This is a genomic window from Paenibacillus sp. JT22N7 (genome assembly GCF_059383875.1).
Map to the genome: position 1 here is coordinate 54,100 of NZ_JBXENY010000002.1, position 25,801 is coordinate 79,900.

Consider the following 25,801-nt stretch of genomic DNA (forward strand, 5'->3'; position numbering starts at 1 on the left):
CTAGTGATGAGAACCATTTTCAAATATAATAAAATGGTGTTTGATAGGACAGATAACGTTTATCTGTAACGGGATGTGAATCGAATGAGTCGTATGAATTGGAATGACCAACTGCTGCTGTGGCATGAAGCGACGGTTAAAGTGCTTGATATCCGGCATATAGCTCTGGGGAAAAATGAAGAGCTGCGCGGCTATCTACTGCCATCCAGCGGTTTCATATGGGTAACGCGCGGACAAGCGCAGGTGACGCTGGATGGAACGAATTATGCCGCCCAACGCTTTCATCTGCTGCATGGCGGCAAGGGGATGTGCCTAAACATTTTTCCTTCGGCGGATGTACTTGAATACGATATGATCTTTTATAAAGGGAATTTGGCGGGACAAGGCAATCGGAAGCTTCAGCAGCTCATGGAGCATAGCAACCCGTTTCAAATCCAATATGGCTTTGCTCCTCAAAACCCGCTTGCGATACATACGATTGTGCGGAAAATGGAAGAAAGCTGGGGCAAGCTAAGCATGCTGGACAGGCTGGGTGCTAAGGGTCAGCTTTATCAGTTTGTGCATGAGCTGATGGGCCAGCTTTCAGATCAGGAAATTGCTCCAATTACGCCGGATCTGGTGCGGCAAGCCATGCGCTATATTGAAAACAACTACCCGGAGCCGATATCGGTTGAAGGTTTGGCCGGACTGCTAGGATGCAGCGCCAGCTATTTGTCGCGTTTATTCAAAAAACAGTTGGCAACGACGCCGAACGACTATTTGATTAAAGTCCGCATGGATCATGCTCGTCACCTGCTTTCGGATACGCAAGCAACGCTGCAGGAAATTGCCGCGAGCATCGGGTATCCGGATGTGTATTATTTTAGCCGAGTGTTCAAAAAGCATACCGGACTGCCGCCGCTTCGCTTCCGCTCCCGAGCCGCAAGCGGCAAATCAGTTCAGAATAATCCATTCCATCGTTCAGGGCAAGCCATTGTCCCCCATCCAACGCAAAGCTACAATTACAGTGATAATAGTTATCAACTAGTTGGAGAGGGAGATTTAACGATGTATAAGGAATTAAAGTTGTCGGTGGCTGCTGTTATGCTGCTCTGCATGGCTCTATTGTTCAGCGGCTGTGCAGGCTCCGCAGCGGTAAATGATCGCTCCATAACGGCAGAAGCGGCGGCAACGGGGGAAAACAGCGCGGTGCAGCAGGCATCGCAAACCAAGGTTGTGCAGCATATGTTGGGCGAGACGGAAATTCCGGTTAAGCCGCAGCGAATTGCGGTAAGCGGCCTAGAGGATATTTTGTTGGCTTTGGATGCACCTATTGTGCAGGCCCAGGCGATGAAGGGCCAATATTTATATGAAACGCTGCAAGAGAGAAATATTCCGGCCATCTACACGCCAGACAGCTTGAACTACGAAGCTATTTTGGATGCGAAGCCAGATTTAATTATGGCGCATTTGCTGCCGACCGATAAAGAAAGCTATGAAAAATTGAGCAAAATTGCTCCAACGATCGTTTACGACCGCGGTGACTGGAAAACATCCATAGCAGCTATCGGCAAAGCCATTGATCGGGAGGAGCAAGCCCAGGCGGTCATTGATGCGTACAATGAGAAGCTGGAGCAAACGAAAGAAGCCGTTGCGAAGGCTGTAGGCGCCAACCATTCCGTCGCGTTTATTCGCCCGTCCCAAAGCGATGTGCAAGTCTTTTTCCCAGCGTTCGTCTATACTAGCCTTGTCTACAAGGATGTTGGTTTGGCTATGGATGCATCTGTCGCGGAATTGGAGCAGAAGGAAGAAGAGGGCATTTGGGGAGTAGGCGAGTCGCTGGAGAAGCTGCCCGAATTAACGGCTGACCATTTATTTGTGACGGTTGGCGGATCGTTTGATTCGGAGGAGGAAGCCCAGATGGCTCTGGCTGAATTGGATGAAATCGAGAAAATGAAAGTGTGGCAGGAAATTCCTGCGGTTAAAAAAGGGAATGTGCACAAAGTATCAGCGAGACATTGGATGCTGAATGGTCCAACAGCTGATAGCATGAAGCTGGACGATGTGCTCAAGGCGCTCGTTAAATCTTAAAGCAACGCAAAATGTTTAAAGGGTGGCCTTCCGGTATGGAAGGTCCTTTTTAATGGCATTTAAATTCCTATTTTATCCATATGAGGCGTATCTCCTTTAAAAAAAGTGGATTATCGTCACTCAGCCTTGACTCGCTCAAAGCGCCTTATATATAATTACTACATTAATTGAGGGAGGCTCGGTAATGAACAAGCCAAATGAAATCATCATTGTTCTGGACTTCGGAGGACAATACAACCAGCTAATCGCACGCCGCATTCGTGATTTGGGCGTATACAGCGAGTTGCTGCCATTTAATACATCGGTTGAGCGCATTCGTGAAATTCAGCCGAAAGGGATTGTATTCTCAGGAGGTCCAGCTAGCGTATACGAAACGAACTCGCCGCTTGTTGACCCGGCAATCTACGATCTGGGAGTTCCGATCTTTGGCATTTGTTACGGCATGCAGCTGATGTCGCATCAATTGCAAGGCAAAGTAGAGCGCGCAGGCAAACGGGAATACGGTAAAGCAGAGGTTGATTTTACGCCGGACAGCCGTTTGACGCAAGGCCTCGACGCTCGCCAGACCGTATGGATGAGCCACAGCGACCTCGTAGTAGAGCCGCCAGCAGGCTTCAATGTTGACGCAAGCACGGAGCATGCTCCAATTGCGGCAATGAGCAACCCGGACAAGCACTTCTATGCGGTGCAATTCCATCCGGAAGTTCGTCACTCTGTATTCGGCAATGAAATGATTCGCAACTTCCTCTATAACATTTGCGATTGTGACGGCAATTGGTCGATGGAGACATTTATTGAGGATACAATCCGCGATATTCGCGACCAGGTTGGCGACAAGAAGGTGCTATGCGCCCTTTCCGGCGGTGTAGATTCCTCTGTTGTTGCGATTTTGCTGCACAAGGCGATCGGCGATCAGCTTACTTGTATGTTTATTGACCATGGCTTGCTCCGCAAGGGCGAAGCAGAAGGCGTTATGGAAACGTTCGTGGGCAAATTCGATATGAAAGTGGTCAAAATCGATGCACAAGAGCGTTTCATGAGCAAGCTTGCGGGCGTTGACGATCCGGAGCAAAAACGTAAAATTATCGGCAACGAATTCATTTACGTTTTCCAAGAAGAGTCGGATAAATTCGATGACTTTGAATTTTTGGCGCAAGGCACGCTGTATACGGATATCGTTGAGAGCGGTACAGCTACAGCCCAAACAATCAAGTCCCACCACAATGTCGGCGGCCTGCCGGACGACATTAAGTTCAAGCTTGTAGAGCCGCTTAAAGCGCTATTCAAGGATGAGGTTCGTAAAGTCGGTTCCGAGTGCGGCTTGCCAGATGCCATCGTATGGCGTCAGCCATTCCCAGGTCCAGGTCTTGCGATTCGCGTGCTTGGCGAAGTAACCGAAGAGAAGCTGACGATCGTACGCGAGTCGGATGCGATTCTCCGCGATGAAATTGCCAAGGCTGGCCTTGACCGTGAAATTTGGCAATACTTCACTGCGCTTCCGAACATGAAGAGCGTAGGCGTTATGGGCGATGCCCGCACGTATTCCTACACCGTAGGTATCCGCGCCGTTACGTCAATTGACGGAATGACAGCAGACTGGGCACGTATCCCTTGGGATGTGCTTGAGAAAATTTCGGTTCGTATCGTAAACGAAGTGGACAACGTTAACCGTATCGTCTATGACGTTACGTCGAAACCGCCAGCTACGATCGAATGGGAATAATGAAAAGAAACTCCGAAATCCCTCTACATTTGAGGGTTTTCGGAGTTCTTTTTTTATAATCGCTAGATATAGTGTTCGAATAGCTTACTCATATAAGGACGAGGATAAAGTCACCCCTGTGCAGAAATGGTTTTTATTTCATAGATTTTTTGGAGCGTATGGAGAAGCTGCGTCTTCTTGTCATCGTCCTCTGCGTGGAGATACCACTCCACAAGCCTGTACCCGAATACGAGAAGGATCAACTCGTAGACGCAATTAACGGCGATAGGAGATACATCTCCATATTCCGAAAATCCTTTGTAATACGCGGGGACACATCGCTGGTAGTATTCGACCATATGATCAATATCCGCCTCATCCGCAATCAGGCTTGCAAGATCCTCGCCCAGGTAGCCCCATCCGCTAGTATCCCAGTCTAGGAGAATTATTTTTCCTTCTGCACAGATCAGGTTGGTTACCCAGAAGTCCCGGTGGCATAGCACGAGGGGCAATTTTTCAATACGGGTGAATATTTCATCTGCGTTCTCATCAATTTCAATGAGCATTTCCCGCACGTGCATCGGAAATTCGCAGTCCTCCGAGCGTATATAATTGTAGACGACAGGCCATGACCTGTAATGCAGATACGTATTTTTCATCAAATCAGCATGGCTCAGGTTGGTCAGACTCTGAAGCATGGCTGGATGCTCCGCATAAAGCTTGCCTTGATAACGTCCTAATTCCAGCGCGGCCTGTTCATACATATCACTGGTCAAGTCTAGGCCGGACACGCCGTCTACATATTCCAACCACAGTTGGAATTCATTTTCATCGTCATTGATTTCGGCGTGATAACATATCGGCCAGCGAAAGGAATCCGAGAACGTCGCTCCCAAATCAGAAGCATAGAGATCAAATTCCCGACGCCATGAACTAGGATCGCCGTAACGCTCCCATTTCTTCTGAATTTTTAGAACAATACGGTACGGCAATTTCTCTCCATCAGCGGTTATGGCTATCCCTGTTACCTGGTACACAGCTCCCACAGTCCCGCCATGTAACGGCACGGTTTGGCATTCGGCGGAGATGATATTCGTTTTGAACAATTGGTTTAAAGCATAGTTCAGCGTTTCGAGTTTGATATTCATTTCTTCATGCTCCCGTTTTTTTCGTTTGCTTGCTCCACATGGCGATCGATTTGTTTTGAGCCCTCTTGTCGATAGCTCGTTTTGTCTTGGACAAACTTGTTCTCATGCTGCTGGGCAACATAACTCTCCCGCCAGGAATTTCTTCTATTTTTGTATATCCATAGGTTTCTAAATCAATCATGTTTTTTTGTTAGCTCCTCATAATGTTGTTTTTTTGGACGCAAAATGCCGCGGACAAGCAGCCTCTAAAGAAGCTGCTGTCGCGCGGCATCAGGACATAGAAAAGATACGACCTTCATCGTATCCCGCAAACAGCAATATTCACGAAAGGTTACTTTAGATGGCATACCAAATAATACGGGCATTCTTCCCGCTTTTTTCATGTATGCCTTCTATTCTGTTTTAGGACGAAACCACCATATAAGTCGTCGCCATTAAAATCATCTCCCTTCGTGTAAGGAACTTGCTTATCAATAAGCTACTATAGGATAGCATGTTATGGGAGAAACATCCATATCGGGTTTTATTTGAACGCACTGCAAATACGCTATCAACCTATCTATGCCATGTCGTCAACGCTTTCCATCCGACCAGAATATGGCCAGATGGAGAACAGCGCTTTGAACCGTTCCTTGAAAATCTGTTGCTTCGCTTGCATCAACGCCTTCCAGGGCGCGTATCTCTGTGCTGCATAAATAAAAAACTCTCATTCATTTGCTTTTAATAGCAATTGAAAGAGAGTTTTTTTTAATCATAACTAAAACCAATTAAACGCTTGTCACATGCTCCTCGCATTCCATAGAACAGAAGCCGTGATGGGTTTCCTCGCAGTCCGGGCATACAATATGCTGACGGTGGCAGGTATCATCCGCGCAGTTGATGTAGGTTTCCGCTGGGGCTTCACAGTGATAGCATTTTCCGACGACGACAGCTTCATCCGTGCGGTTAATGGTCACCGAAATCCGCTCATCGAATACATAACATTTGCCGTCGAAAAGCTTTCCTTGAACTTCCTCGTCTTTGCCATAGGTGACAATGCCGCCATCGAGCTGATAGACATCCTTGAAGCCTTCGCTTAGCATGACGCCAGTCAGCTTCTCGCAGCGGATACCGCCAGTACAGTAAGTAATGATCGGCTTGTCTTTCATATCCGCCATATTTTCACGAAGCCATTCTGGAAATTCCTTGAAGGTTTTAAGATCAGGCCTGATCGCATTGCGGAAATGTCCAAGATCGTATTCGTAATCGCTTCGGCCATCAAGCACAATAACGTCTTCCCTTTGCAAATAGTCGTGGAACTCTTTAGGAGACAGATGCGTGCCGGTTAGCGTATTGGGATCAAGCGGTTTGTCGTAGCGGAGAGTAACGAGCTCCTTTTTGTAACGGACGAACATTTTTGGAAAAGCATGCTGATCGGCTTCATCGATCTTAAATACGATATCGGCAAATAACGGATTGGAGCGCAGGTCACGCATATATTGCTCCGTTTGCTCAATCGTTCCGGAAACTGTGCCATTGATGCCCTCGTCCGCAATAAGAATGCGGCCTCGCACGTTTAACTCCTTGCAGTAAGCCAAATGTTCGGCTGCGAATAGCTCCGCATCGGGAATCGCAACAAATTTATAATACAATAAGACCTGATAGTTGGAAGGGTTGTTCATTGCCAAATTCCTTTCTGTAACTAAGTTGAGAACATATTAGAGAACATATTATATTGTAATAGACATAGGACATGTTCACAACACCAACTGTGCTTATAATTTCTTTAGGATGACATCAATTTTCAAAATATAGGAAAGGATATGATTTTCCCATCCTTTCTCTATATTTCTCGGAATGAAACGTGCCGCGCCGCCAGAGGACGGCGAAAGCCGTTTCACCTTGACCCAATCGAGTCATTTTCTGCTATTTGATACAAAGGGAGTGCATTTAAAATGAGCGTTGTTTGGACCAAAGACAACATTACAGATGTGTCAGATCAAGTAGTCATTATTACAGGCGCGAATAGCGGGCTGGGTTTTGAAACAGCAGCAGCACTTGCTGAAAGAAAGGCAAAGGTTATACTAGCTGTTCGGAACATGGAGAAGGGAAGCGCGGCTGCCGGCAAAATAAAGTCGGTCTATCCGGGTGCACATGTGACACCGATGCAGCTTGACCTTGGTGATTTGAATAGCATCAGGGCATTCGCATCCGATTTTATGAATCAATACGACTCCTTATCTATTCTTATCAATAATGCTGGAATTATGATTCCCCCGCATCGTTTGACCAAGGATGGCTTTGAATCACAGTTTGGCGGAAACCATTTGGGCCATTTTGCCCTGACGGGCTTACTTTTGCCAAAGCTTATTTCTACCCCAAATTCGAGAGTAGTTACCGTAAGCAGTATAGCTGCTCATAACGCTGCTATCCATTTTGACAATTTAGACGGTTCCAAGGGATATAGCGCTATAAAATTTTATGGACAAAGCAAGCTGGCCAATCTCATGTTCGCCAAAGAGCTTCAAAACAAGTTTCTTTCCAATCACGTAGATGCCGTAAGCGTAGCCTGCCATCCTGGAATATCGAATACGAACTTATTTTCCTTTGGTTCAGGAAAACAGGCCAACACATTCATGCGTATGCTTACAGGATTATTAAGTCAGCCAGCCCATATGGGGGCCTTGCCTACCTTGTATGCTGCTACAGAATCGTCAATCAAGGGCGGGGAGTATATTGGTCCAGATGGGAGAGGCGGCAGGAGAGGCTACCCTAAGAGTGACGAGATCATTAATAAATTATACGCTGCCGATATTTCAAACCGGCTATGGAATATTTCAGAAAGCTTAACGGGCGTTTCTTACAAGTTCAACTAGGATTTGTATGCAAATCGGTATCGTGCTGCTACCTCATTTTTGACGGACTGAGGTTCCACTATTGTGGCTTTTGAGGCGATTTTAGGCCGCAAGCGGACAGGAAAGCCGTTATAGCTCACATTATCCCGTCAAACTAACTAATAGCAGCGCATTAGCGTCTTCTGAGTCCGCAACCTATGCCGTCTCCTCTGTTCTGGTTGAAATAGCTGCGGCTGTGTCCGCCAAGTCATTGCACGAAGACGCCTTTCGTTATGTGCGTTCAAATTCATATTCGAGGAATTCATAAGCGAGGACATTTTAAGGCAGGAGCGGAAGCGCGTTTGACGTGAAATTCAATTAGCATCTGGCTCGTTCACATTTGCATATATATCCTAAGTAATAAACCATCTGTAACAAAAAACTCCCTTCGTATGAGCTATACAGCAAACTGAAGGGAGTTTATTATTATTTTTTTGCTCTATGATGAGCTTACTTAGGTAATTGCAAAGGGATAAAATGGTTGAATATTCCCGCTGCTTTGATTTTTTCGGGTCCGCTAATTTTGGTAGTGCACACACTTAAAACGACATAGCTTTGGCAAGTCGTTACTTTCTCAATAATCGTTGTGCCAAGCAGGTTCACGCCCAAATCGATAATTAAACTGTTGCTTTCCTCTTTAATGTGCCCTTTCAGCCATTCAGCGTATTGCTGCTTGCTAGGTACTGTTAAAGCAGCTGCTACAAGTAGGAATAGAATGATGATAACCGTATATTTTTTCATACCCAACCATCCTTTTAGAGCATAGTCATATTTCGAATCAGTCTCGATTTCCCTAGCAGCCTCGAGCCATTACGATGTCTATATTGTATTGGATTATGTTAGCATGTCTACAAGCATTATAGCTATTATAGCTAGTAAGCAACTTAAGAGGAATACATTTTTGGGATTTATTTGATGAGAGAGAAAGGGTGGTAAAGATGAACAAGTATGGAGTTGTGGCTGTTCATGCTGCGCGGCTTATTTTAGATGACAATAATGTGAAGCCCATAACAGCCTGGAATTCAGCTGCTACCAATGTATTTGGCGAAGGTACTTCTCAACAGAAAAAAGGATGTCCTAAAAATTCCTTTCTTGGCTTGTGTGAGGAGGGGCTAGTGAATGGTATTCATAAAGGTAAATATACGTTTACTGATGGGCCGCAGTTAAATAAGCAATATGCTGTTCGTGCTGTTCAAATATTAAGGAGCAAGCCTGAACTGATTGAGGATAAGTCTGCATTATGGCGGGAAGTTTTGAATGGTGTTCAGAAACAGCACAATTCACAAATGGATGTTGTACTCGCATTATGGAACAGCAAGTTAATCGTAGAGGAGTAAAGGGGTATGCAGATTTTCCTAGGTGCGAATACGTAACGTCATAAAATCCTTAACGCATTCGCACCTTAAGAAACTGTCTAACTATGATTTAACCACCATCATTTTGATTGCTTTGCCAGCCATTCCATAAGGGTGACGGCTTTGCCTTCAACCTTTACAGGCTTGCCATTATAGTCGCTCGACACTTCATTGTTCAGTACATAAATCCAGGACCAGTGCCCATTATATTCATAAGGACTGTTATCTCCTTTGCCTTTGACATACTGGCCGCTCAAATCGAGCACAGTGTCAAAATAAGAATAATGGACATTAGGCGCACCTGCAGCAATAAGCCTCTTATAAGTTGGCGTTGTGTTATTTGCAGTATTCACGGTTTGATCCGCTCCGGCGGCCGTAAACCAGATAGGGATATTTTTAAGCTTGGCGATATCTTTATTGGTTAGCCAAGTATCAAAATAGGCCTCTGCCGCCGGATAAGCAGCTGCAAAATAATTAGGATTCTCAAGAAGCATTTTAAGGGACATAAAGCCGCCGTTTGAACAGCCGCCAATATATATTCGCTTCGGATCAATATTCGCTTTATTGTCTTTGACATATTGTTTGATTAAAGCCGTCAAGGCGTTCGTATACATGCTGCTGCCATCTTGCGTATATTGCCCAGTGCCGTTATTCATCCAGAAGGTAGGGGTTTGTGGTACGAGAACAGCCGCATCGCCAAAAAATTTCTGTACAGCGTCTTCAGCTAACGCCGTTACCCGGTTGCCCAAAAGAGCAATTCGGGGATCGGTTCCCCCTTCTCCAGCCCCGTGCAGCCAGATGATCAGCGGGAGCTTCTTCCCATCGGTGTCAGGCAAATAAGATGCATAGGTAAGCGCAATGTCGCCATATTTAGCGTCTTTATAATCGAATTTTCCTGTTAGATCAAATTTGTCAACGGATTGCTCGATAACCGTATACGGGGTCTCCTGCGTTGTCGTCAAATCGTTGATTACATTACCAGCGGCGTCCTTGAGCACCTTCTGCTGAATAATCGTATATTGAAGGTCTACATATTGATTCGTAAAGGTCTGCAGATCAAAGTTAAACGTGCTTGCTGTAGCCAGATCAGGGTGGACGCTCATCTCAATCGTAATGTATTGGCCTGTTTGCTGGTCTAGCTTGTTGCCTTCCTCGTCTGAAAGGTAGGTGCTATTTATGCTTCTGCTGCCGCTATCGAAGCCTTCATAGGAGCTTTGGGTATCGAAGTTAAACATGGGATAATTTCGCTCTACTAAAATTTTGAAGCTGTCTTTAGCCAGCGAATTTCCTTGAATGGTGCTTCCTGTGTTCAAGACGATTTTATGCACGCTGGGACCCCAGTCAAAGCCTTTCACAACTAAGGAGTACGAGGGCTGCTTAGATTCGGAGCTTGAATTGTTTGCGCTTACATTTGTAAATGCAAAATGGGTTGAAGTAACCGCCAAAACAAGAAGGCTGGAAAATAACCCTTTATTCATCTTCATCATCATTCTCCTCCAGTTCAATAGCCTGCTGTAAGTAAGCGTATCACCTCAACCATAAAATGACAATATGATTTAAGGACTAAGCGCGACCCATTCTTTTACGAGCCAGCCTATTTGAAAGGATTCATAAAAATTGTCCGAAAATTCATATCCATTTAAGGTTGCATGTCTATAATTAATATTGTTCACATCCATATGGGACAGAAATGAGAGGCTACCACTATGAAAAAGACATTAGCAGCAAGCATGCTGATGATCAGTATTATGTTCAGCAGCACATTGGCGTCAAACGCAGCAGCAGCGGACAACTTGAATCGACTACAAGGCAACCAAAGTTCAATCGCGAGCGCACAACCAGATGGAGCGGACAACCCTGCTTCCAAATAGTCGAGCATACCTTAACGATTGCAAAATAGCCAAAAAAGACTGATGAATGCTCATCAGTCTTTTTTGTACGCTTTTCCAGATGGAGCAGGGCGGAGGAGCAACTTGCTGCTAACCCCGCCTAACCGCTCAAGAAAGATGAACATAAAAGCTTGTAGACTCGCCTACTGTGCTTTTCGCGTAAATTTTCCCTTTATGCTGGTCGATAATGGACTTCGCAATCGCCAGGCCAAGGCCGTAACCGCCTTGCTTGCGCGCCCGGGAGGAATCGGTACGGTAAAACCGGTCAAAAATGCGGGTCAGATGCTCGGCGGCAATTCCTTCACCGGTGTTGGTGACCGCCAGCACAATATCGTTCTGCTGCTTCTGGAGCGACATGGTGACCGTTCCTTTGGCACTCGTATATTTGACAGCATTGTCCAGCAAAATCATCACGACTTGCTTAATCTGCTCACTGCTGCCCTGCACCATTAAATCGGGTTCAATGTCGTAGTCCAGAGACACATTTTTCTCAAAGATAACAGCTTCCATCGTTAAAATAATATTTTCAACCGCATCACTCATATTGAACTTGCTGTGGACCATGCTTGTTCGGGCATCATCCATTTCCGTTAAATACAGCAGGTCATTGGTCAGCTTCGTCATTCTTTCCGTTTCTGATTTGATGTAGTGCAGCCACTTCGCTTGGTTGTGAATGGTATCTTCACTGTTGGAGAGCAGCACATCCGTATTGGTGTTAATGATCGTAAGCGGTGTTTTCATTTCATGCGAAGCATCGGCAATAAATTGCTTTTGTTTATCGAACGCTTCTCTCACGGGTCTGATCGACTGATTGGCGAAGAAACGGCTGGTGAAAAACAAGATGATCAGCATCGCGAGCCCAACGACAGAAAACGTATAAATTAAATTGGTCAAAATATCTTGCTGGGCAGTGACGTCAAGGAAAACCAGATTATAACCTTCATTCGTCTGCTGCTTAAGAAAAGCCCAGTGGCTCCCATCCAAGCTGAACTGTCCGGTATTTTTAGTGACCGTCGAAGCCTCCTGCACCGCAGCTGCATAAAATTCACTGTCCATTTCGAATGGAGAGGTCGTGCTTGTAATGTTCCACTCGGCATCTGTTTTCAGCGAAAAAGCAACTGAACGCTCAGGACGTGAATCCCCATTATCCATAGAACCTTTATCTATTGCCCCGTTATCTAGAGGTGCAGAAGGAGATTCGCCCTTGTGTCTGCCGGAGGGGGAAGCATCAGAACCGCCTGAGGGCTTCTGATAAAAATCGGCTACACGGTGAATCTCATCATTAATATCTGCCTGCACATTCCGGTACGTAATGACGTAAATGGAAGCGAAGGCGATCAACATGACTACCGAAATGATGACCAAATTCACGATCAGGAACCGATTTCTGAGCTTCGTGAACATTAGGCAGTCACCTCTAATACATACCCTACGTTTCGAATCGTGTTAATGCGTACGGACGAATGCAGGAATGTAAACTTTTTCCGTAAAAAAGAGATATAAACCTCCACATTGTTGTGCTCCGCTTCTGAATCAAAGCCCCAAAGCTTCTCAATAATCAACTCCTTGGAGGTAATCGCCTGCTTCCTGACGATCAGCAGCTCGAGTAGAGCACTTTCCTTTAAATTGAGCTTTATTTCTTTATCTTTAACGGAAAGCTTCAAATTCGACGTGTTTAATTCGATATCCCCGAACTTTAAGGCATCCTCCGGCAGCACCTCGCCTTTTCGTCTTAGTGCAGCCCGTATTCGGGCAAGCAGCTCCTCGGATGAAAAAGGCTTGGCGATATAGTCATCCGCCCCATGATCAAGTCCAGCCACCATATCGGTAATTTCTCCTTTTGCGGTCAGCAGAATGACGGGGGTGGATACGCCCTCTTTACGGAGCTGCGTCAATACGCTGATTCCGTCCATTTCAGGCATCATAATATCAAGCAGCAGCAAATCATAAATGCCGCTCCGCGCATAATCGAGCCCAGAAACGCCATCATGGACCGCATCAACGGAGTAATTATGCTTCTTTAATATTTGGCTTAAAGCTTCAGCTAAATGAAGCTCATCTTCTACAATTAAAATTCTCATGGCCAGTCATCCTTTATATATAGGTTGTGTATGAAGGTGAAACGGCTGTCGCCGTCCTTGGCGGCTCGGCGCGTTTCATTCCGAGAAATATAGAGATAGGATAACGAAATGATATCCTTTCCTATATTTTTAATAAGGCCATTATATCAGGATTACCTTTAGTCAACCTTAATGTTTGCAGCGGAAAGGGGAATGGCGATCGGAAGCCGATCTTTTCATGAAGTGAAGCCCCATTCGCACCACTTTTTTTAAAATTAAAATTTTGTAAATTCATTTAAGTTTCGTTAAAGGTTTGGGGACTAAGATACGAATATAGCAAGCGAGAACAGGGCGCAAACAACGAACCAGATCGCCAAGCGAATAACATGCGAGACCAAATAGAGAGGATTTGAACGATATGGCCATTGAGGTTTTCAATCGATACGAGAACAAATATTTGCTCGATAGTGTTGCCTACCGCAATTTTTACCTTCAACTGCTGGAATACATGGAACTGGATGATTACAACAAGCAGCATGAATTTTACTCCATCACCAACTTGTATTATGACACTGAGCATGATGCCTTGATTCGCAACAGCCTGTCCAAGCCGAAGTATAAGGAAAAGCTTCGCCTCCGAGCTTACGGCACTCCTAAGGAGGATGCGAAGGTTTATCTGGAAATTAAGAAAAAGGTGTTCGGGCTCGTTAACAAAAGAAGAACGGGACTGAAGCTGAACGAAGCCTATGAATTTGTCCGTACGGGACTTCAGCCAGAGCTGCAGGGGTACATGAACAAGCAGGTGCTGCAGGAAATTACATATTTTCTTCAGCAATATGAATTGCAGCCTAAAGTGTATCTGGGCTATGACCGCAAGGCGCTGTTCAGCAAAGAGAATCGCGACCTCCGCATTACCTTCGATACGAATATAAATTGCCGGCGATATGATCTGAGGCTTGAGAGCGGCAATTATGGCGAACCGCTGCTGGCCCCTGGACAATGGCTCATGGAAGTGAAGGCAGAGAAGACGATCCCAATGTGGCTGTCGAGAATGCTGTCCGAGCATCAGATGTATCGCACAAGCTTTTCGAAATACGGCAATGAATACAAAAAAATGCTGAAAAACAGCAAGCTAGAAATGGAGAGTGTCCTTTATGCTTGATTCTCTTTTTTCCACAACGCTCACGACAACGGATTTGACCTTTAGCTCAGCCGTTATCACGATTTTGTTATCCCTTGTTCTTGGCGGAATGATCAGCTACACCTATATGAAAACGAACCCGAATGGCTACTCGCAAAGCTTTACACTGACAATGGTGCTGCTGCCCGTCATCGTGGCCATTATCATTTTGCTTATCGGCAGCAATATCGCTAGAGCGTTCAGCCTTGCAGGAGCGTTCTCGATTATCCGGTTCAGAAGCGCGCCGGGCGATCCTAAAGATATCACCTTTGTATTGTTCACCATGGCAGCAGGGCTTGCCTGCGGAGTTGGCTCGTTCGGTTACGCGATATTGTTCACGATTATCCTCTGTGTACTCATGGTTATCCTTAACCGCGTTAAGTTTGGCGTAAGAAAGACGCTGCAAAAAGTGCTGAAAGTAACAATCCCGGAAAATCTGGGGTATGAAGAAGCATTTGCTGAAGTTTTTGCCCAATTCAAAGTAGGTTACGCGCTTAGCAAGATTCGAACGACTGAGCTAGGCAGCTTATACGAGCTGGTTTACACCGTGACCATTGATGAGCAGACGAATCAAAAGGAATTCCTCGATGCGATTCGCTGCAGAAACGGCAATCTGGACATTTCATTAACGATGAGCCCTACCACGTATGATTTTTAAGCAAACCAAACCCGAGAGGATGATTCATATGAAAAAGAATAAATTTCGCGAGATGCTAGGTGTTTTGCTCATTTGCTCGGTCGTATTATCGGCCTGCAGTACTTCATCGCAAGCAGCAACAACATCAGCGGTTACTACAACAGCCACTACCGCAGCAGCTGCGGCGAGTTCACAAAGCGGCGAGACCACTGCTGCCGCGCCAGCAAGCGTTGCCGTATCGGATGTAGTAACGTTCGATGAGGCGGACAAGGCGGTGGATTGGAGTGCCGAGACGTCGACGGCCATTAAGCTGAACGGAACAAGCGCAGCGGTTACCGGCTCAGGTGCAAAAGCTTCGGGCAGCACCGTAACGATTTCGGCAGCCGGCACCTACGTTCTAAGCGGAACGCTGAGCGACGGGCAAGTTGTCGTGGATGTACAGGATGATGGGGACGTTCATCTCGTGCTTAATGGAGCTAACATTCATGATAACGACAGCGCTGGAATCTACATCAAGGAAGCGGGCAATGTAGTCATTACGCTGCAAGAAGGTACGGAAAACACGATCTCCGATGGTGAAACCTACGTATTCGCGGATGCTGCTACGGATGAGCCAAGCGCAGCTATTTTCAGCAAAGCGGATCTGACGATTAATGGCACAGGCAAGCTGACGGTAGTCGCAAGCTACAATGATGGAATTACAAGCAAAGACGATTTGAAAATCGTATCTGGAACCATCGATATTACGGCTGCGGATGACGGTATTGTCGGTAAGGATATGGTTGCTATTGAGGAGGGCACGGTAACGATTAAAGCCGAAGGAGACGGCATTAAATCGACCAATGACACCGATGAGGGCCGTGGATTTATCGCCATTGCAGGTGGAACGTTCACCATTGAAGCGGGCAATGACGGCATTCAAGCTGAAACGGCGCTGATTGTGGATGGCGGCACCTTCAATCTGGTAACAGGGGGAGGCAGCGTGAACGGTGAAGTGAAGCAGGAGGAAGGACCAGGCGGCATGGGCATGCAAAGAGGCGGTATGAATGCCACTTCAGCAACCGGCACATCCCAAGGCGCAGCGGCGACAGCAACTACGGAAACGACAGAAACCGAATCAACGAGTGCTAAAGGGCTGAAGGCAGGCGGAGATATGACGGTCAACGGCGGTACCTTTACGGTTGATTCCGCAGATGATGCCTTGCACAGCAACAGCAATGTGACGGTAACAGGCGGCGAAATGGAAATCGCGACTGGTGATGACGGCATCCATGCTGACGCACTGACAACGATTGCCGGAGGCAGCATTAACATCACGAAAAGTTACGAAGGCATTGAAGGAGCAAACATTACGATCTCCGGCGGCGAGACGCATGTCGTTGCTTCCGATGACGGCATCAATGTAGCAGGCGGCAGTGATGAGACGAGCGAGGCGGCAGGAGGCCGAGCAGATCAGTTCAGCGCATCCTCCAGCAACCTGCTTACCATTAGCGGTGGATATGTGACTGTGGATGCAGCAGGCGATGGACTGGACTCGAACGGCTCGATTACGATGACGGGCGGCACGGTTATTGTGAATGGACCAACGGGCAACGGCAATGGTTCATTGGATTACGACGGCAGCTTTGACATTAGCGGAGGAACGCTTGTGGCAGCAGGAAGCTCAGGCATGCTTCAGGCCACAGCTGATGATTCCAGTCAAGCCACAATCGCGATGACGTTCTCCCAAGCTCAGCAGGCAGGTACGCTAGTCCATCTTCAAGATAGCGACGGCAACACGATTATGACCTTTGCACCATCGAAAAACTATCAAGCTGTAGTCATTAGCTCACCGGAGCTTGCGCAAGGCGGTTCCTACACTCTCTACACAGGTGGAAGCTCGACCGGCAGTAATACAGATGGCATGTATACGGATGGTGCCTATACAGGCGGAACGAAAGTGACCGATTTCGAAGTCTCAAGCAGTGTAACTTGGCTGAATGAATCCGGAGTAACGACTGCCAGCAGCGGAGGCGGCTTCGGCGGCGGCGGTGGAGGCGGAAGACCTCAAGGCGAAGGCCGATAATAACGGAAATAGATAAAAAAATGCCCTTTCGGACATCTTATCCGAAGGGGCATTTTTTGCCGTTAGCCGCATTTTCTTCAAACGCTTTCATTTTCGGAAGGTTGCGATTAAAGGGACGGAATTAAGGTCGTTATCAGAAAATTCGCAATGAAACCCGAATGATTAAAGAGCACTTATTGTAAATGTTCGTTTTAAATCATTGACAAACAAGGAAGCAATTGATTAAAATGAGTTTCTAAAAATAGATGCATCAGTGCGCAGTATAATTTGACTTGGGGAGGCTAGTGAATAGCGATGGAACGATTTTTTCGCTTGAAAGAGCATGGTACGAACATTCGTACAGAGATTATGGCAGGACTGACGACCTTCATGACCATGGCGTACATACTGGCTGTAAATCCGATTGTGCTCACACCAGCCGGATTTGACTGGGGAGCCGTATTTTTGGCCACGGCACTGTCAGCAGGTATTTTCACGATTGCCATGGGGCTGTTCGTTAATTTCCCCGTAGCTCTCGCGCCCGGAATGGGGCTTAATGCGTATTTTGCAGCTACGGTTATTTCTTCACAGGCGACTGGAAAACCGATTTCCATCGCGATGGGACTTACAGCGGTTTTTATTTCGGGTATTATTTTTATTATATTGACCGTGACTCAAATCAGGCAAATGCTGATTACAGCCGTACCAGACAGCCTTAAGCATGCGATTACTGTCGGTATCGGCTTGTTTATTGCGATTATCGGCCTGAAGGGCAGCGGCATTATGACGATTGCCGTATCCAGCTTCACGGATATTAAGCAGGGCGCTTATACCGACGTATCGGGCTCGGAGACGGTTATTCACCTTGGCAGCCTGCACAATGGTACGGTAGCACTCACGGTTGTGGCGCTATTCATTATCGGGATTATGATGGTGCTTCGCATTCCTGGGGCGATTTTGTGGGGGATTCTGCTCACGACGGCCATTGCGATTGTTATCGGTCAGGTGAACGTCAGCGAGAAACTGAGCGGACAAACATGGGTGCCTGATTTTTCAAAAATGAATTTATTCCACTTTGATTTCCCTGGTGTATTGGAAGTTGGCCTCGTGACCGTCATTCTGACGTTTACGTTCGTCGAGCTGTTCGATACCTTCGGAACGCTTGTCGGCACGGCGAACCGCGCTGGCTACATGAAAGATCCGGTGGAAGGCAAGAAGCGCATCGGCAAAGCGATGTTCGTCGATGCTATCGGCGTTAGCGGCGGCGCAATGCTCGGAACGAGCACAGTGACAGCGTTTGTGGAAAGCTCCTCCGGTATCGCTCAGGGCGGACGTACAGGCCTCACCTCGGTTACGACAGGTATCTGCTTCCTGCTGGCTGTGTTCCTCTCGCCGCTCGTTGCACTTGTGCCTCCAGCAGCTACGAATGCGGCTCTCATTATTGTCGGCGTGCTGATGATGCAGTCGATCAAGGAAATTGATTTTTCGGATATGGTTTATGCGATTCCGTCATTTTTGACGCTCGCCTTGATGCCATTTACGTACAATATTGCGAACGGCATTTCGTTCGGTATCGTATCGTACGTTGTATTGGCCTCGGTTGCCAACCTGTCAGGCAAAGCAAAGGAAAAATACCATATTCACTGGCTCATGTGGATACTCGCCGTGCTCGTCATCGGGCGCTACGTATTCATGGGCGGCGAATAAACAACAAAAAGCGTTCAACCCGCTCATGCAGCAGGGTTGAACGCTTTTTTTACGTTTAATAAGGATAAAGAAATTCGTACAAGCCATTACTTGAAAAACAGGAAGCTCGTTGGCAGCTTGCGGAGCTGGCGATCGGAAGGGCTATTAATGACGCTGCCGTTCCAGATCAGCGACGAGGAGCCGCCGCCATCGAGATTAAAGCCATTAACGGCGCCGTAGCGCTTAAGTAAAATTTGCAGTTCTTCCAGCGTCGCGCCGGAGCTGCCATTCTCGTTATAGCCATCGGCGACGAGAAGTAGCAGCTGATTGTCCTTGTAGTTCGCGATGACCGTGCGAGGTGCGCGCTTCGGGCTATTTTTCCACTTATCGGGAATCGGCATGGCGGCACCATTTTGCAGCAGAACAGGCACGAACGAAGCGCCAAACTTCATGTGCTGGCTATCGAGCTGCGCCTTGCTCGTGAACTTACCGCCGACGAGCTCGTTATCCTCGTTCAAGCCGACAAAAAATAAATCGGCAAACGATGGTTCAAAGCCATTCACATATTCGCCGTCAATCATCGTCGTGCTTAGCGGGTAGCGAACGCCCTGAGCGTCTGCGAAGCCTCCGGCATTGATGCCGATATACGCGCCAAGGCGCTTCACCGCTGCGAGCGTCGTCTCCGCGCCGCCATACTTGTCTCCGCCGAGCGACATTTTCATCGCATCGTCTGATTTCAGCTCGATTTTCACCGCGTAGCTTTGAAAGTTTTGCGTCTTGATTTGGAAGAGCTGGGCGCGAAGCTTGTCCGTATTAACGGTAGCCGACGGTGCTCCAAGCTTGCTCGTAATGAGCTGGTCGTAAATTTCAAGCGGTATGCGGGCTTGGGCAGCTGCGGTGCTGGCGATTTGCTTCATTTCCGCATTGGTCCGGTTATACAGCGTAATTTCCTTCTTAATCAGCTTTCCCGTCTGCTCGGCTGTTGTACGAGCCTGCTCCAGTCCCGCCGCTGTCTTCGAGGTGAAGGCTGCGGGCTCTTGCCGCTGCGCTTCAGCCTCGTGAACGGGAAAAGCAGTGGTGGACAGCTCAACGGCCACCTCCGACAGCAGCAGCCAAAGCAGCATGCCGAGAAAAGGGGTACACGCGAGCAGCATCGTCCTATTGAGTGCTTTTACGGATACATTCATTTCAACACATCCAGATTTTTTTGCAGTTCGTTCAGCTTCTTCTTCACTTCATTAAGCTGGGTGTACAGCTTGTTGCTGTTGTCGGTCTTGGAATCGGCATTATCCTTCGTAAAGGTCAACAGCTCATTCAAGGCATCCACCTTGGCATCGAGCTGGGCCAGCTCTTCCTTATAGGAAGCTTCCAGCTTGTCCATCCGCTGCGTGTAGTCCTGCTGCATCGCAGCGATTTGCGCGGACGTCTGGCGCTCCAGATCAGCTGCGACGTCGCGCTGGATTTTGTCGCTGTACCATTTGGCGCCCATAATGCCGCCGGAAATGAGAATGATCCAGACGATAACGAATACGAAAAAAGCGCGATTGCTCCGTTTGCGCCGCCGCAGCGGCTCATGGTGGCTGGAGAGCTCAGCTTCTTGCAAGTTGCTCATATTTTAACGTTCACCTCATTTTGAAAGTCATATTGTGTGCTGCAACGAGGCTGAACGAACTGCAATCGTAACCTGACTTATATGGCTATAGTATTGGACGGAAAAAAAGCCATTTTGTTGCGCGTGTCACTACATTGTAACAAAGAATAGGGCGCAGGTCTTGTTGTCCTTTTGCGGAGGCTGGCAGTTGAGGTATAATAAGGGTCAGGCGATTGTATAGCAGCAGCGGCTGCAGCAAGCCTGTAAAGGAGGCTGTATAGACATGTCAGTTGAGTTTAATGAAACCCAGAATGAGTCACCATCCTATGAAAAGGCGATATTCGCCGGAGGCTGTTTCTGGTGCATGGTTTCTCCATTCGAGGAGATGCCCGGCATTATCGAGGTAGTATCGGGCTATACAGGCGGTCATGTGCCGAATCCAACCTATGAACAAGTCTGCTCGGAGACGACAGGCCATACTGAAGCGGTGCAAATTACATTTGATCCGGCGATTTTCCCCTATGAGAAGCTGCTTGATGTTTTTTGGCAGCAGATCGATCCGACCGATCTGGCTGGCCAGTTCGCGGATCGCGGCAACTCGTACCGTCCCGGCATCTTTTATTATAGCGAGGAACAACGGGAGAAGGCGGAAGCCTCGAAGAAGGCGCTTGATGCAAGCGGCCGATTCGATAAGCCTGTCGTAACGCCGATTGAACCGGCGCAGCCTTTTTATTTGGCGGAAGATTATCATCAGGGCTTCTACCGTTCAAATCCGCAGCGCTACAAATCTTACCGCAAAGGCTCTGGACGTGAGGATTTCCTCGCAAACCATTGGCAATATAAGAAGAGTCTGGGAGAGCTGAAAGAGCGACTGACGCCTATTCAGTTCGAAGTGACGCAAAACAGCGGCACGGAGCGGGCATTTACCGGCGAATATTGGGATCATAAAGAAGAAGGCATCTATGTGGATATCGTGTCGGGAGAGCCGCTGTTCAGCTCGCGCGACAAGTTTGATTCAAGCTGCGGCTGGCCAAGCTTTACGAAGCCGATTCAGGAATCGAAAGTAACGGAGCACCGCGATATTAGCCATTTTATGATCCGTACGGAGGTCCGCAGCAAGGCGGCTGATTCGCATCTGGGGCATGTTTTTAATGATGGCCCTGGACCAAATGGCTTGCGCTATTGCATTAATTCCGCAGCTCTGCGTTTTATTCCAAAGGATCAACTAGAGGCAGAGGGCTATGGCGAGTATGCGGCCTGGTTGAAAGCTTAATTTGATGAATGGGGGAATGGACATGCAAGTGGAAGAGGCTATACGGGGAAGACGTACAATCGGAAGGGTCAAACAGGACCCGATTGATCGCCGTCTCATTGAAAAGCTGCTGGAGGCGGCTAGCTGGGCGCCGAGCCACCATAATACGCAGCCATGGAAATTTATCGTCATGACAGGAGAGGGCCGCGCCAAGCTGGGCGAAGGCTACGCGCGCGTTGCGCTGGCTTCACTGGAGACCGGCATAGGTACCGCTCTTGAGGACCGCCTGGCGAAGGAGCGCTCTAAAGCCTACCGGGCGCCTGTCGTCATTGGCGTCGTATGCTCGCCGGCAGAGGACCCGCGCGCTGTCTATGCGGAAGAGCTGGCGGCCGCGCATGCCGCTGTGCAAAACCTGCTGCTCGCGGCCCATGCCAATGGACTGGGCGCCATCTGGCGCTCAGGCGAGCCCATGTACCATCCGCTGATGAAGGACACATTTGGCCTTGATGCGGAGGAGCAGTTTGTTGCCCTTATTTATCTCGGATATCCCGATATGCAGCCATTGGAAGCGAAACGGACATCCGTCTCCGATAAGACGGTATGGCTGGAAGGGTAAAATGAATTATAGATTTTAATAGCCGAAGTCCCAAGCCTTCCTGAACCGCATTAGCATGCGGGGATGGGAGGCTTTTTGGCGTGGAATAGCAGCTTCAGGACACTTAAGCCGATAAAAAAGTCGTGAAACTGGCAGTGATAGGTCGTCCAAGCGGCGGCACATCGAGGGAAGGCCAGACTACAATGAAGAAAAACAGATGAGCAGCCTGGTGAATAACCGCGAGCTTGGTCACTGCCCTTCCAGAGGAGGAACTGAATATGCTATTTTCTAATCCTATATTAAGCGGTTTTTATCCTGATCCGAGCGTGTGCCGTGTCGGGGACGATTATTACTTGGTGACGAGCTCGTTTGAATATTTTCCAGGCGTTCCGATTTTTCATAGTACGGATTTGGTCAACTGGCGGCAAATCGGGCACTGCCTGACGAGAGAAAGCCAAGTACCCCTGCACGGAAGCCCAAGCTCCAGAGGGATTTTTGCGCCGACACTAAGGCATCACAATGGGCGCTTCTATATGATTACGACGAATGTATCGGTAGTCAAAAATTTTTACGTATGGGCGGACAGCCCTGAGGGCCCTTGGTCGGAGCCGGTATGGCTTGAGGATTGGCCGGGTATCGATCCGTCGCTGCTCTTCGATACGGATGGGAAAGTCTATATTACCGGAACGAGCGTCATGTTTGGCGGTGAGCTTCCGGGCATTTACCAGGCAGAGCTGGATTTGCAGTCGGGCCATCTGCTTAGCGAGCGGAAGCCGATCTGGGAAGGAACAGGCGGTTCCTTTCCTGAAGGGCCGCATCTTTACCGAATCGGCGCGTGGTACTACCTCATCATTGCCGAAGGCGGTACCGAATACGGGCATATGGTCACTGCGGCGAGGAGCAAGGAGCCGTTTGGACCGTTTGAAAGCTGCCCGCATAATCCGATTTTGACGCAGCGCAGCACGGATAACCCGATACAGGCGACCGGACATGCCGAGCTTATCCAAATTTCCGAGCAGCAATGGTGGGCGGTGTTTCTTGGCATCCGCCCGATAGGCTACCCGGCGGCGCATCATTTGGGCCGCGAAACGTTTGGCGCGCCAGTGACTTGGACTGCGGACGGCTGGCCGATCATTGGCAACCATGGCCGGGCGGCATTAGAGCTGGAGGCGCCGTCATTGCCGCTCAGCGAGCGGGAAGCGTGGCAGGAGCTGGATCATTTCAATCAACCGCAGCTCGCGCTCAGTTGGAATTTTTTGCGGAATCCGAGCGAGTCAAGCTGGTCGCTTGCGGAGCGTCCGGGCTGGCTGGCGCTGCACGGCAGCGCCTATACGCTGGACGATACGGAGTCGCCTGCATTTGTTGGCCGGAGGCAGCAGCATTTTAAGGCAAAATGGTCGACTTTAATGGCATTTCAGCCGCAGCAGGACGGAGAGGAAGCGGGAATGACGGTGCTCATGAATGAGCGCTACCATTATGAAATTGCACTCGCCCGGCTGGAGGGCAAAAATCAGGTGATTTTGCGCCGCCGGATCGGAAGCCTTTGGAAAATTGAGCATTCGGCGGATTACAACGACACTCTTATCGAGCTCGGCATTGCAGCAAATGAAACCCGTTATACGTTTACCTACTCAGTACCGGATGGGCAGACGCATGTATTAGGAACGGGAGAATGTGCCATGTTATCCAAAGAGGTAGCTGGCGGCTTTACAGGGGTGTATGCCGGACTTTATGCAACGGGAAATGGAGAAAACAGTACAGCGCCAGCGTACTTCGACTGGTTCAAATATGAAATAGAGGCATAGCAGGAAGCGTATGGCAGCTGGGAGCGATTTTCGACAAAGGTTTCAACAAATTTCCCGATAAAGATTGATCATCCTTCCTAGAGCGTGCTAAGTTTCATGATAATGGCATTGAAATTTTGGCTCATTATCTATATAGTCGCGGAGAACGGGGGGCTTGTGGATGAACAGTCGATTGAAAATTTTATCGTGGAGCTCGATCCGAACGAGATTGATTACCAGCGTTTTACTATTTACATTGCCGCTCATCGTATTGCTGCTGTATAACAGCTTTTATTCGATTGATGTCGTGCGCAATCAGGTGGCCAACTCGAACCGGAATATGATGACCTTGTATATGGATCAGATTGACCAGAGCCTCGAGGATGTTGATCAATATGTGAACAGCATCGCCGCTGTTGATCCGGATTTGCTCGTAATGGGCACGACAAGGCAGCCGGATGAATATTATATGGCGAAAATCAGCCTGTCCAACAAGCTGTCGCAAGCGCTGGCGATTTATAAAAGCATGGATGCTTTTTTCGTCTATTCGGATCAGGAGAAGGAATTAATGCTTAGTCCGCAAGTAGGCAGGCCCTTCGGAGAACGGGAAAGAATGCGGGGGTTTTTGAACCAGGTGATGCTCGACAAGAACAGCAACGGAAGCTTGCTGAATACCGCTCATTGGAAAATTACGCAGTTGAATAATCAATATTATATTTATCATATCGTGGAATCGGGCGGCAGCTATATTGGTGCCTGGGTAAATGCCAATCGATTAATTGGCGCGCTGGGATTGATTGATCTGGGTGAAAAGGGACAGTCGCTGCTGACGACGAGCGATGGAATCCCGCTAACGACGTCCAGTCTGTTTCAGGAACATGGTATTGAGCTCAATCATAGCTTGGCTGATTATTATATGACCGGGGATAAAACCCGGTTTCTTGTCGTAGGCTCCCCTTCGCTTCGAGGGGATTTTAATCTAGTTGCGGTTATACCAGATGAAAAAATACTTGAAAATCTCCCTTATTTGCGGAGTCTGATCACCTTTGTCGCGCTGGGCTCGCTGATCATTTTACCGCTTGGACTGCTTATGCTGCGCCGGGAAATATTGATCCCGCTGAACCGGATTTTGGCGGCGATGAAGCGGATACGTGAAGGCAATCTGGACGTCCGAATCAAGGCCGCTCCAAGCGCCGAGGAATTCAAGCTAGTTAACGAAACATTCAATACGATGATGGCGGATATTCAGCAGCTGCGTATTGATGTATACGAGGAGCAGCTGAGCAAGCAAAAGGCGGAATTGCAGCATTTGCAGCTGCAAATCAATCCCCATTTTTTCATGAATTCTCTGAATATGATGTACAGCCTTGCCCAGGTGCGCAATTATGAGCTGATTCAAGAGCTGACGCTGTGTTTGGTAGGCTATTTCCGCTATATGTTTCGCAGCAATCTCAGCTTCGTTTCCTTGAAGCAGGAGCTGGATCATGTAAGCAACTATGTCCGCATTCAGGAGCTGCGTTATCCGGACAGCCTGACAAGCAGCATCGAGGCGCCTGATTATATGATGAATGCCAGCCTGCCGCCGCTCATTATTCAGTCCCTTGTTGAAAATGCCGTAAAATATGCCGTAACGCTGGATGAAGCGGTGCATATTCATATTCGCATCGAGCTTCTGGATACGACCGATGAACCCAAAATGCGAATTGTCGTGCAGGACACCGGCAAAGGCTTCGAGGAAGAGGTATTGAAGGAGCTTCAGGAAGGAAGAAAATTAATGAGGGAACAAGGCGGTCAGGTCGGCATTTGGAACATTTGCGAACGGCTGCGGCTGCTCTATGAAGGCCGGGGGCAAATATCATTCGCCAACGCTCACGGTGGAGGGGCGATTGTTGAAATCATCCTGCCGATGAATGCGGAAGCGGAGCATAGCTAGCG

Annotated in this window: 22 protein-coding genes; 13 read left to right on the forward strand and 9 right to left on the reverse strand. The window is 48.1% G+C overall.

The window, feature by feature from the left end:
- The first annotated feature begins 84 nt into the window (after window positions 1-84).
- Window positions 85-2,070, forward strand: coding sequence for a helix-turn-helix domain-containing protein (locus tag AC50Y5_RS04960; RefSeq protein ID WP_494858882.1), 1,986 nt, complete (start codon window positions 85-87; stop codon window positions 2,068-2,070).
- 184 nt (window positions 2,071-2,254) lie between these two features.
- Window positions 2,255-3,793 carry a glutamine-hydrolyzing GMP synthase gene (gene guaA / locus AC50Y5_RS04965; protein WP_056030800.1) on the forward strand — a complete coding sequence of 513 codons (1,539 nt, stop codon included), beginning with the start codon at window positions 2,255-2,257 and terminating at the stop codon, window positions 3,791-3,793.
- A gap of 110 nt (window positions 3,794-3,903) precedes the next feature.
- Here the strand turns inward: guaA and AC50Y5_RS04970 are convergent, their stop codons facing one another.
- From AC50Y5_RS04970 to trhO, 3 genes are all read right to left on the reverse strand, one after another.
- The gene (locus AC50Y5_RS04970) at window positions 3,904-4,920 is read right to left on the reverse strand and encodes a phosphotransferase (protein WP_494858885.1); all 1,017 of its coding nucleotides are present in this window, start codon (window positions 4,918-4,920) and stop codon (window positions 3,904-3,906) included.
- A 4-nt stretch (window positions 4,921-4,924) separates the two neighbouring features.
- The gene (locus AC50Y5_RS04975) at window positions 4,925-5,101 is read right to left on the reverse strand and encodes a hypothetical protein (protein ID WP_235533050.1); all 177 of its coding nucleotides are present in this window, start codon (window positions 5,099-5,101) and stop codon (window positions 4,925-4,927) included.
- Window positions 5,102-5,687: 586 nt separating this feature from the next.
- A complete protein-coding gene (trhO, locus tag AC50Y5_RS04980; protein ID WP_056030795.1) occupies window positions 5,688-6,581 on the reverse strand; it encodes an oxygen-dependent tRNA uridine(34) hydroxylase TrhO in 894 nt (297 codons plus the stop codon).
- A gap of 273 nt (window positions 6,582-6,854) precedes the next feature.
- Here trhO and AC50Y5_RS04985 point away from each other — a divergent pair, with 273 nt between their 5' ends.
- Window positions 6,855-7,775 carry an oxidoreductase gene (locus tag AC50Y5_RS04985; protein WP_494858887.1) on the forward strand — a complete coding sequence of 307 codons (921 nt, stop codon included), beginning with the start codon at window positions 6,855-6,857 and terminating at the stop codon, window positions 7,773-7,775.
- Between the two features lie 468 nt (window positions 7,776-8,243).
- Here the strand turns inward: AC50Y5_RS04985 and AC50Y5_RS04990 are convergent, their stop codons facing one another.
- On the reverse strand, window positions 8,244-8,534 hold the full coding sequence (locus AC50Y5_RS04990) for a hypothetical protein (RefSeq protein ID WP_494858889.1): 291 nt from the start codon (window positions 8,532-8,534) through the stop codon (window positions 8,244-8,246).
- A gap of 197 nt (window positions 8,535-8,731) precedes the next feature.
- Between AC50Y5_RS04990 and AC50Y5_RS04995 the strand changes: the two genes are divergently transcribed.
- The gene (locus AC50Y5_RS04995; RefSeq protein WP_494858891.1) at window positions 8,732-9,130 is read left to right on the forward strand and encodes a DUF6979 family protein; all 399 of its coding nucleotides are present in this window, start codon (window positions 8,732-8,734) and stop codon (window positions 9,128-9,130) included.
- Between the two features lie 98 nt (window positions 9,131-9,228).
- Here AC50Y5_RS04995 and AC50Y5_RS05000 read toward each other — a convergent pair whose 3' ends face one another.
- Window positions 9,229-10,626, reverse strand: a complete 1,398-nt coding sequence (locus tag AC50Y5_RS05000; RefSeq protein ID WP_494858893.1) for a prolyl oligopeptidase family serine peptidase — start codon at window positions 10,624-10,626, stop codon at window positions 9,229-9,231.
- Window positions 10,627-10,854: 228 nt separating this feature from the next.
- Between AC50Y5_RS05000 and AC50Y5_RS05005 the strand changes: the two genes are divergently transcribed.
- Window positions 10,855-11,019, forward strand: coding sequence for a hypothetical protein (locus AC50Y5_RS05005; protein ID WP_155972812.1), 165 nt, complete (start codon window positions 10,855-10,857; stop codon window positions 11,017-11,019).
- Window positions 11,020-11,145: 126 nt separating this feature from the next.
- On the opposite strand, the gene AC50Y5_RS05010 is transcribed toward AC50Y5_RS05005, so the two are convergent.
- On the reverse strand, window positions 11,146-12,441 hold the full coding sequence (locus tag AC50Y5_RS05010) for a sensor histidine kinase (RefSeq protein ID WP_494858895.1): 1,296 nt from the start codon (window positions 12,439-12,441) through the stop codon (window positions 11,146-11,148).
- Window positions 12,441-13,118: a response regulator transcription factor gene (locus tag AC50Y5_RS05015; protein WP_056030776.1), complete on the reverse strand. Its 678-nt coding sequence runs from the start codon at window positions 13,116-13,118 to the stop codon at window positions 12,441-12,443. Before AC50Y5_RS05015 ends, AC50Y5_RS05010 begins: the two co-directional genes overlap by 1 nt.
- Before the next feature lie 397 nt (window positions 13,119-13,515).
- On the opposite strand from AC50Y5_RS05015, the gene AC50Y5_RS05020 reads away from it, so the two are divergent.
- From AC50Y5_RS05020 to AC50Y5_RS05035, 4 genes are all read left to right on the forward strand, one after another.
- Window positions 13,516-14,259, forward strand: a complete 744-nt coding sequence (locus AC50Y5_RS05020; RefSeq protein ID WP_056030769.1) for a polyphosphate polymerase domain-containing protein — start codon at window positions 13,516-13,518, stop codon at window positions 14,257-14,259.
- Complete coding sequence (locus tag AC50Y5_RS05025; RefSeq protein ID WP_494858898.1) at window positions 14,252-14,935, forward strand: DUF4956 domain-containing protein; 684 nt, start codon at window positions 14,252-14,254, stop codon at window positions 14,933-14,935. The genes AC50Y5_RS05020 and AC50Y5_RS05025 overlap by 8 nt, the downstream gene beginning before the upstream one ends.
- A gap of 28 nt (window positions 14,936-14,963) precedes the next feature.
- Window positions 14,964-16,979, forward strand: a complete 2,016-nt coding sequence (locus tag AC50Y5_RS05030; RefSeq protein ID WP_494858900.1) for a carbohydrate-binding domain-containing protein — start codon at window positions 14,964-14,966, stop codon at window positions 16,977-16,979.
- Between the two features lie 294 nt (window positions 16,980-17,273).
- Window positions 17,274-18,665: an NCS2 family permease gene (locus AC50Y5_RS05035; protein ID WP_494858902.1), complete on the forward strand. Its 1,392-nt coding sequence runs from the start codon at window positions 17,274-17,276 to the stop codon at window positions 18,663-18,665.
- Between the two features lie 86 nt (window positions 18,666-18,751).
- Here AC50Y5_RS05035 and AC50Y5_RS05040 read toward each other — a convergent pair whose 3' ends face one another.
- Together AC50Y5_RS05040 and AC50Y5_RS05045 are read right to left on the reverse strand one after the other, a co-directional pair.
- Complete coding sequence (locus tag AC50Y5_RS05040) at window positions 18,752-19,831, reverse strand: phosphodiester glycosidase family protein (protein ID WP_056030754.1); 1,080 nt, start codon at window positions 19,829-19,831, stop codon at window positions 18,752-18,754.
- Window positions 19,828-20,256 (reverse strand): hypothetical protein, encoded by a 429-nt coding sequence (locus AC50Y5_RS05045; protein ID WP_056030751.1) that lies wholly within the window; start codon window positions 20,254-20,256, stop codon window positions 19,828-19,830. The genes AC50Y5_RS05040 and AC50Y5_RS05045 overlap by 4 nt, the downstream gene beginning before the upstream one ends.
- A gap of 262 nt (window positions 20,257-20,518) precedes the next feature.
- Between AC50Y5_RS05045 and msrB the strand changes: the two genes are divergently transcribed.
- The 4 genes from msrB (at window position 20,519) to AC50Y5_RS05065 (ending at window position 25,799) form a co-directional block, all read left to right on the forward strand.
- Window positions 20,519-21,508: a peptide-methionine (R)-S-oxide reductase MsrB gene (msrB, locus tag AC50Y5_RS05050; RefSeq protein WP_056030748.1), complete on the forward strand. Its 990-nt coding sequence runs from the start codon at window positions 20,519-20,521 to the stop codon at window positions 21,506-21,508.
- Between the two features lie 22 nt (window positions 21,509-21,530).
- The gene (locus AC50Y5_RS05055) at window positions 21,531-22,103 is read left to right on the forward strand and encodes a nitroreductase family protein (protein WP_081418702.1); all 573 of its coding nucleotides are present in this window, start codon (window positions 21,531-21,533) and stop codon (window positions 22,101-22,103) included.
- Window positions 22,104-22,360: 257 nt separating this feature from the next.
- Complete coding sequence (locus tag AC50Y5_RS05060) at window positions 22,361-23,887, forward strand: glycoside hydrolase family 43 protein (protein WP_494858905.1); 1,527 nt, start codon at window positions 22,361-22,363, stop codon at window positions 23,885-23,887.
- 160 nt (window positions 23,888-24,047) lie between these two features.
- Window positions 24,048-25,799, forward strand: coding sequence for a sensor histidine kinase (locus tag AC50Y5_RS05065; protein WP_494858907.1), 1,752 nt, complete (start codon window positions 24,048-24,050; stop codon window positions 25,797-25,799).
- Window positions 25,800-25,801: the final 2 nt, after the last annotated feature.

Excerpts from the sequence above, each read along its gene's own strand:
- AC50Y5_RS04960 (WP_494858882.1), top strand. The coding sequence starts at position 85 with ATGAGTCGTATGAATTGGAATGACCAACTGCTGCTGTGGCATGAAGCG.
- guaA (WP_056030800.1), top strand. The coding sequence starts at position 2,255 with ATGAACAAGCCAAATGAAATCATCATTGTTCTGGACTTCGGAGGACAA.
- AC50Y5_RS04970 (WP_494858885.1), bottom strand. The coding sequence starts at position 4,920 with ATGAATATCAAACTCGAAACGCTGAACTATGCTTTAAACCAATTGTTC.
- AC50Y5_RS04975 (WP_235533050.1), bottom strand. The coding sequence starts at position 5,101 with ATGATTGATTTAGAAACCTATGGATATACAAAAATAGAAGAAATTCCT.
- trhO (WP_056030795.1), bottom strand. The coding sequence starts at position 6,581 with ATGAACAACCCTTCCAACTATCAGGTCTTATTGTATTATAAATTTGTT.
- AC50Y5_RS04985 (WP_494858887.1), top strand. The coding sequence starts at position 6,855 with ATGAGCGTTGTTTGGACCAAAGACAACATTACAGATGTGTCAGATCAA.
- AC50Y5_RS04990 (WP_494858889.1), bottom strand. The coding sequence starts at position 8,534 with ATGAAAAAATATACGGTTATCATCATTCTATTCCTACTTGTAGCAGCT.
- AC50Y5_RS04995 (WP_494858891.1), top strand. The coding sequence starts at position 8,732 with ATGAACAAGTATGGAGTTGTGGCTGTTCATGCTGCGCGGCTTATTTTA.
- AC50Y5_RS05000 (WP_494858893.1), bottom strand. The coding sequence starts at position 10,626 with ATGAATAAAGGGTTATTTTCCAGCCTTCTTGTTTTGGCGGTTACTTCA.
- AC50Y5_RS05005 (WP_155972812.1), top strand. The coding sequence starts at position 10,855 with ATGAAAAAGACATTAGCAGCAAGCATGCTGATGATCAGTATTATGTTC.
- AC50Y5_RS05010 (WP_494858895.1), bottom strand. The coding sequence starts at position 12,441 with ATGTTCACGAAGCTCAGAAATCGGTTCCTGATCGTGAATTTGGTCATC.
- AC50Y5_RS05015 (WP_056030776.1), bottom strand. The coding sequence starts at position 13,118 with ATGAGAATTTTAATTGTAGAAGATGAGCTTCATTTAGCTGAAGCTTTA.
- AC50Y5_RS05020 (WP_056030769.1), top strand. The coding sequence starts at position 13,516 with ATGGCCATTGAGGTTTTCAATCGATACGAGAACAAATATTTGCTCGAT.
- AC50Y5_RS05025 (WP_494858898.1), top strand. The coding sequence starts at position 14,252 with ATGCTTGATTCTCTTTTTTCCACAACGCTCACGACAACGGATTTGACC.
- AC50Y5_RS05030 (WP_494858900.1), top strand. The coding sequence starts at position 14,964 with ATGAAAAAGAATAAATTTCGCGAGATGCTAGGTGTTTTGCTCATTTGC.
- AC50Y5_RS05035 (WP_494858902.1), top strand. The coding sequence starts at position 17,274 with ATGGAACGATTTTTTCGCTTGAAAGAGCATGGTACGAACATTCGTACA.
- AC50Y5_RS05040 (WP_056030754.1), bottom strand. The coding sequence starts at position 19,831 with ATGAATGTATCCGTAAAAGCACTCAATAGGACGATGCTGCTCGCGTGT.
- AC50Y5_RS05045 (WP_056030751.1), bottom strand. The coding sequence starts at position 20,256 with ATGAGCAACTTGCAAGAAGCTGAGCTCTCCAGCCACCATGAGCCGCTG.
- msrB (WP_056030748.1), top strand. The coding sequence starts at position 20,519 with ATGTCAGTTGAGTTTAATGAAACCCAGAATGAGTCACCATCCTATGAA.
- AC50Y5_RS05055 (WP_081418702.1), top strand. The coding sequence starts at position 21,531 with ATGCAAGTGGAAGAGGCTATACGGGGAAGACGTACAATCGGAAGGGTC.
- AC50Y5_RS05060 (WP_494858905.1), top strand. The coding sequence starts at position 22,361 with ATGCTATTTTCTAATCCTATATTAAGCGGTTTTTATCCTGATCCGAGC.
- AC50Y5_RS05065 (WP_494858907.1), top strand. The coding sequence starts at position 24,048 with ATGAACAGTCGATTGAAAATTTTATCGTGGAGCTCGATCCGAACGAGA.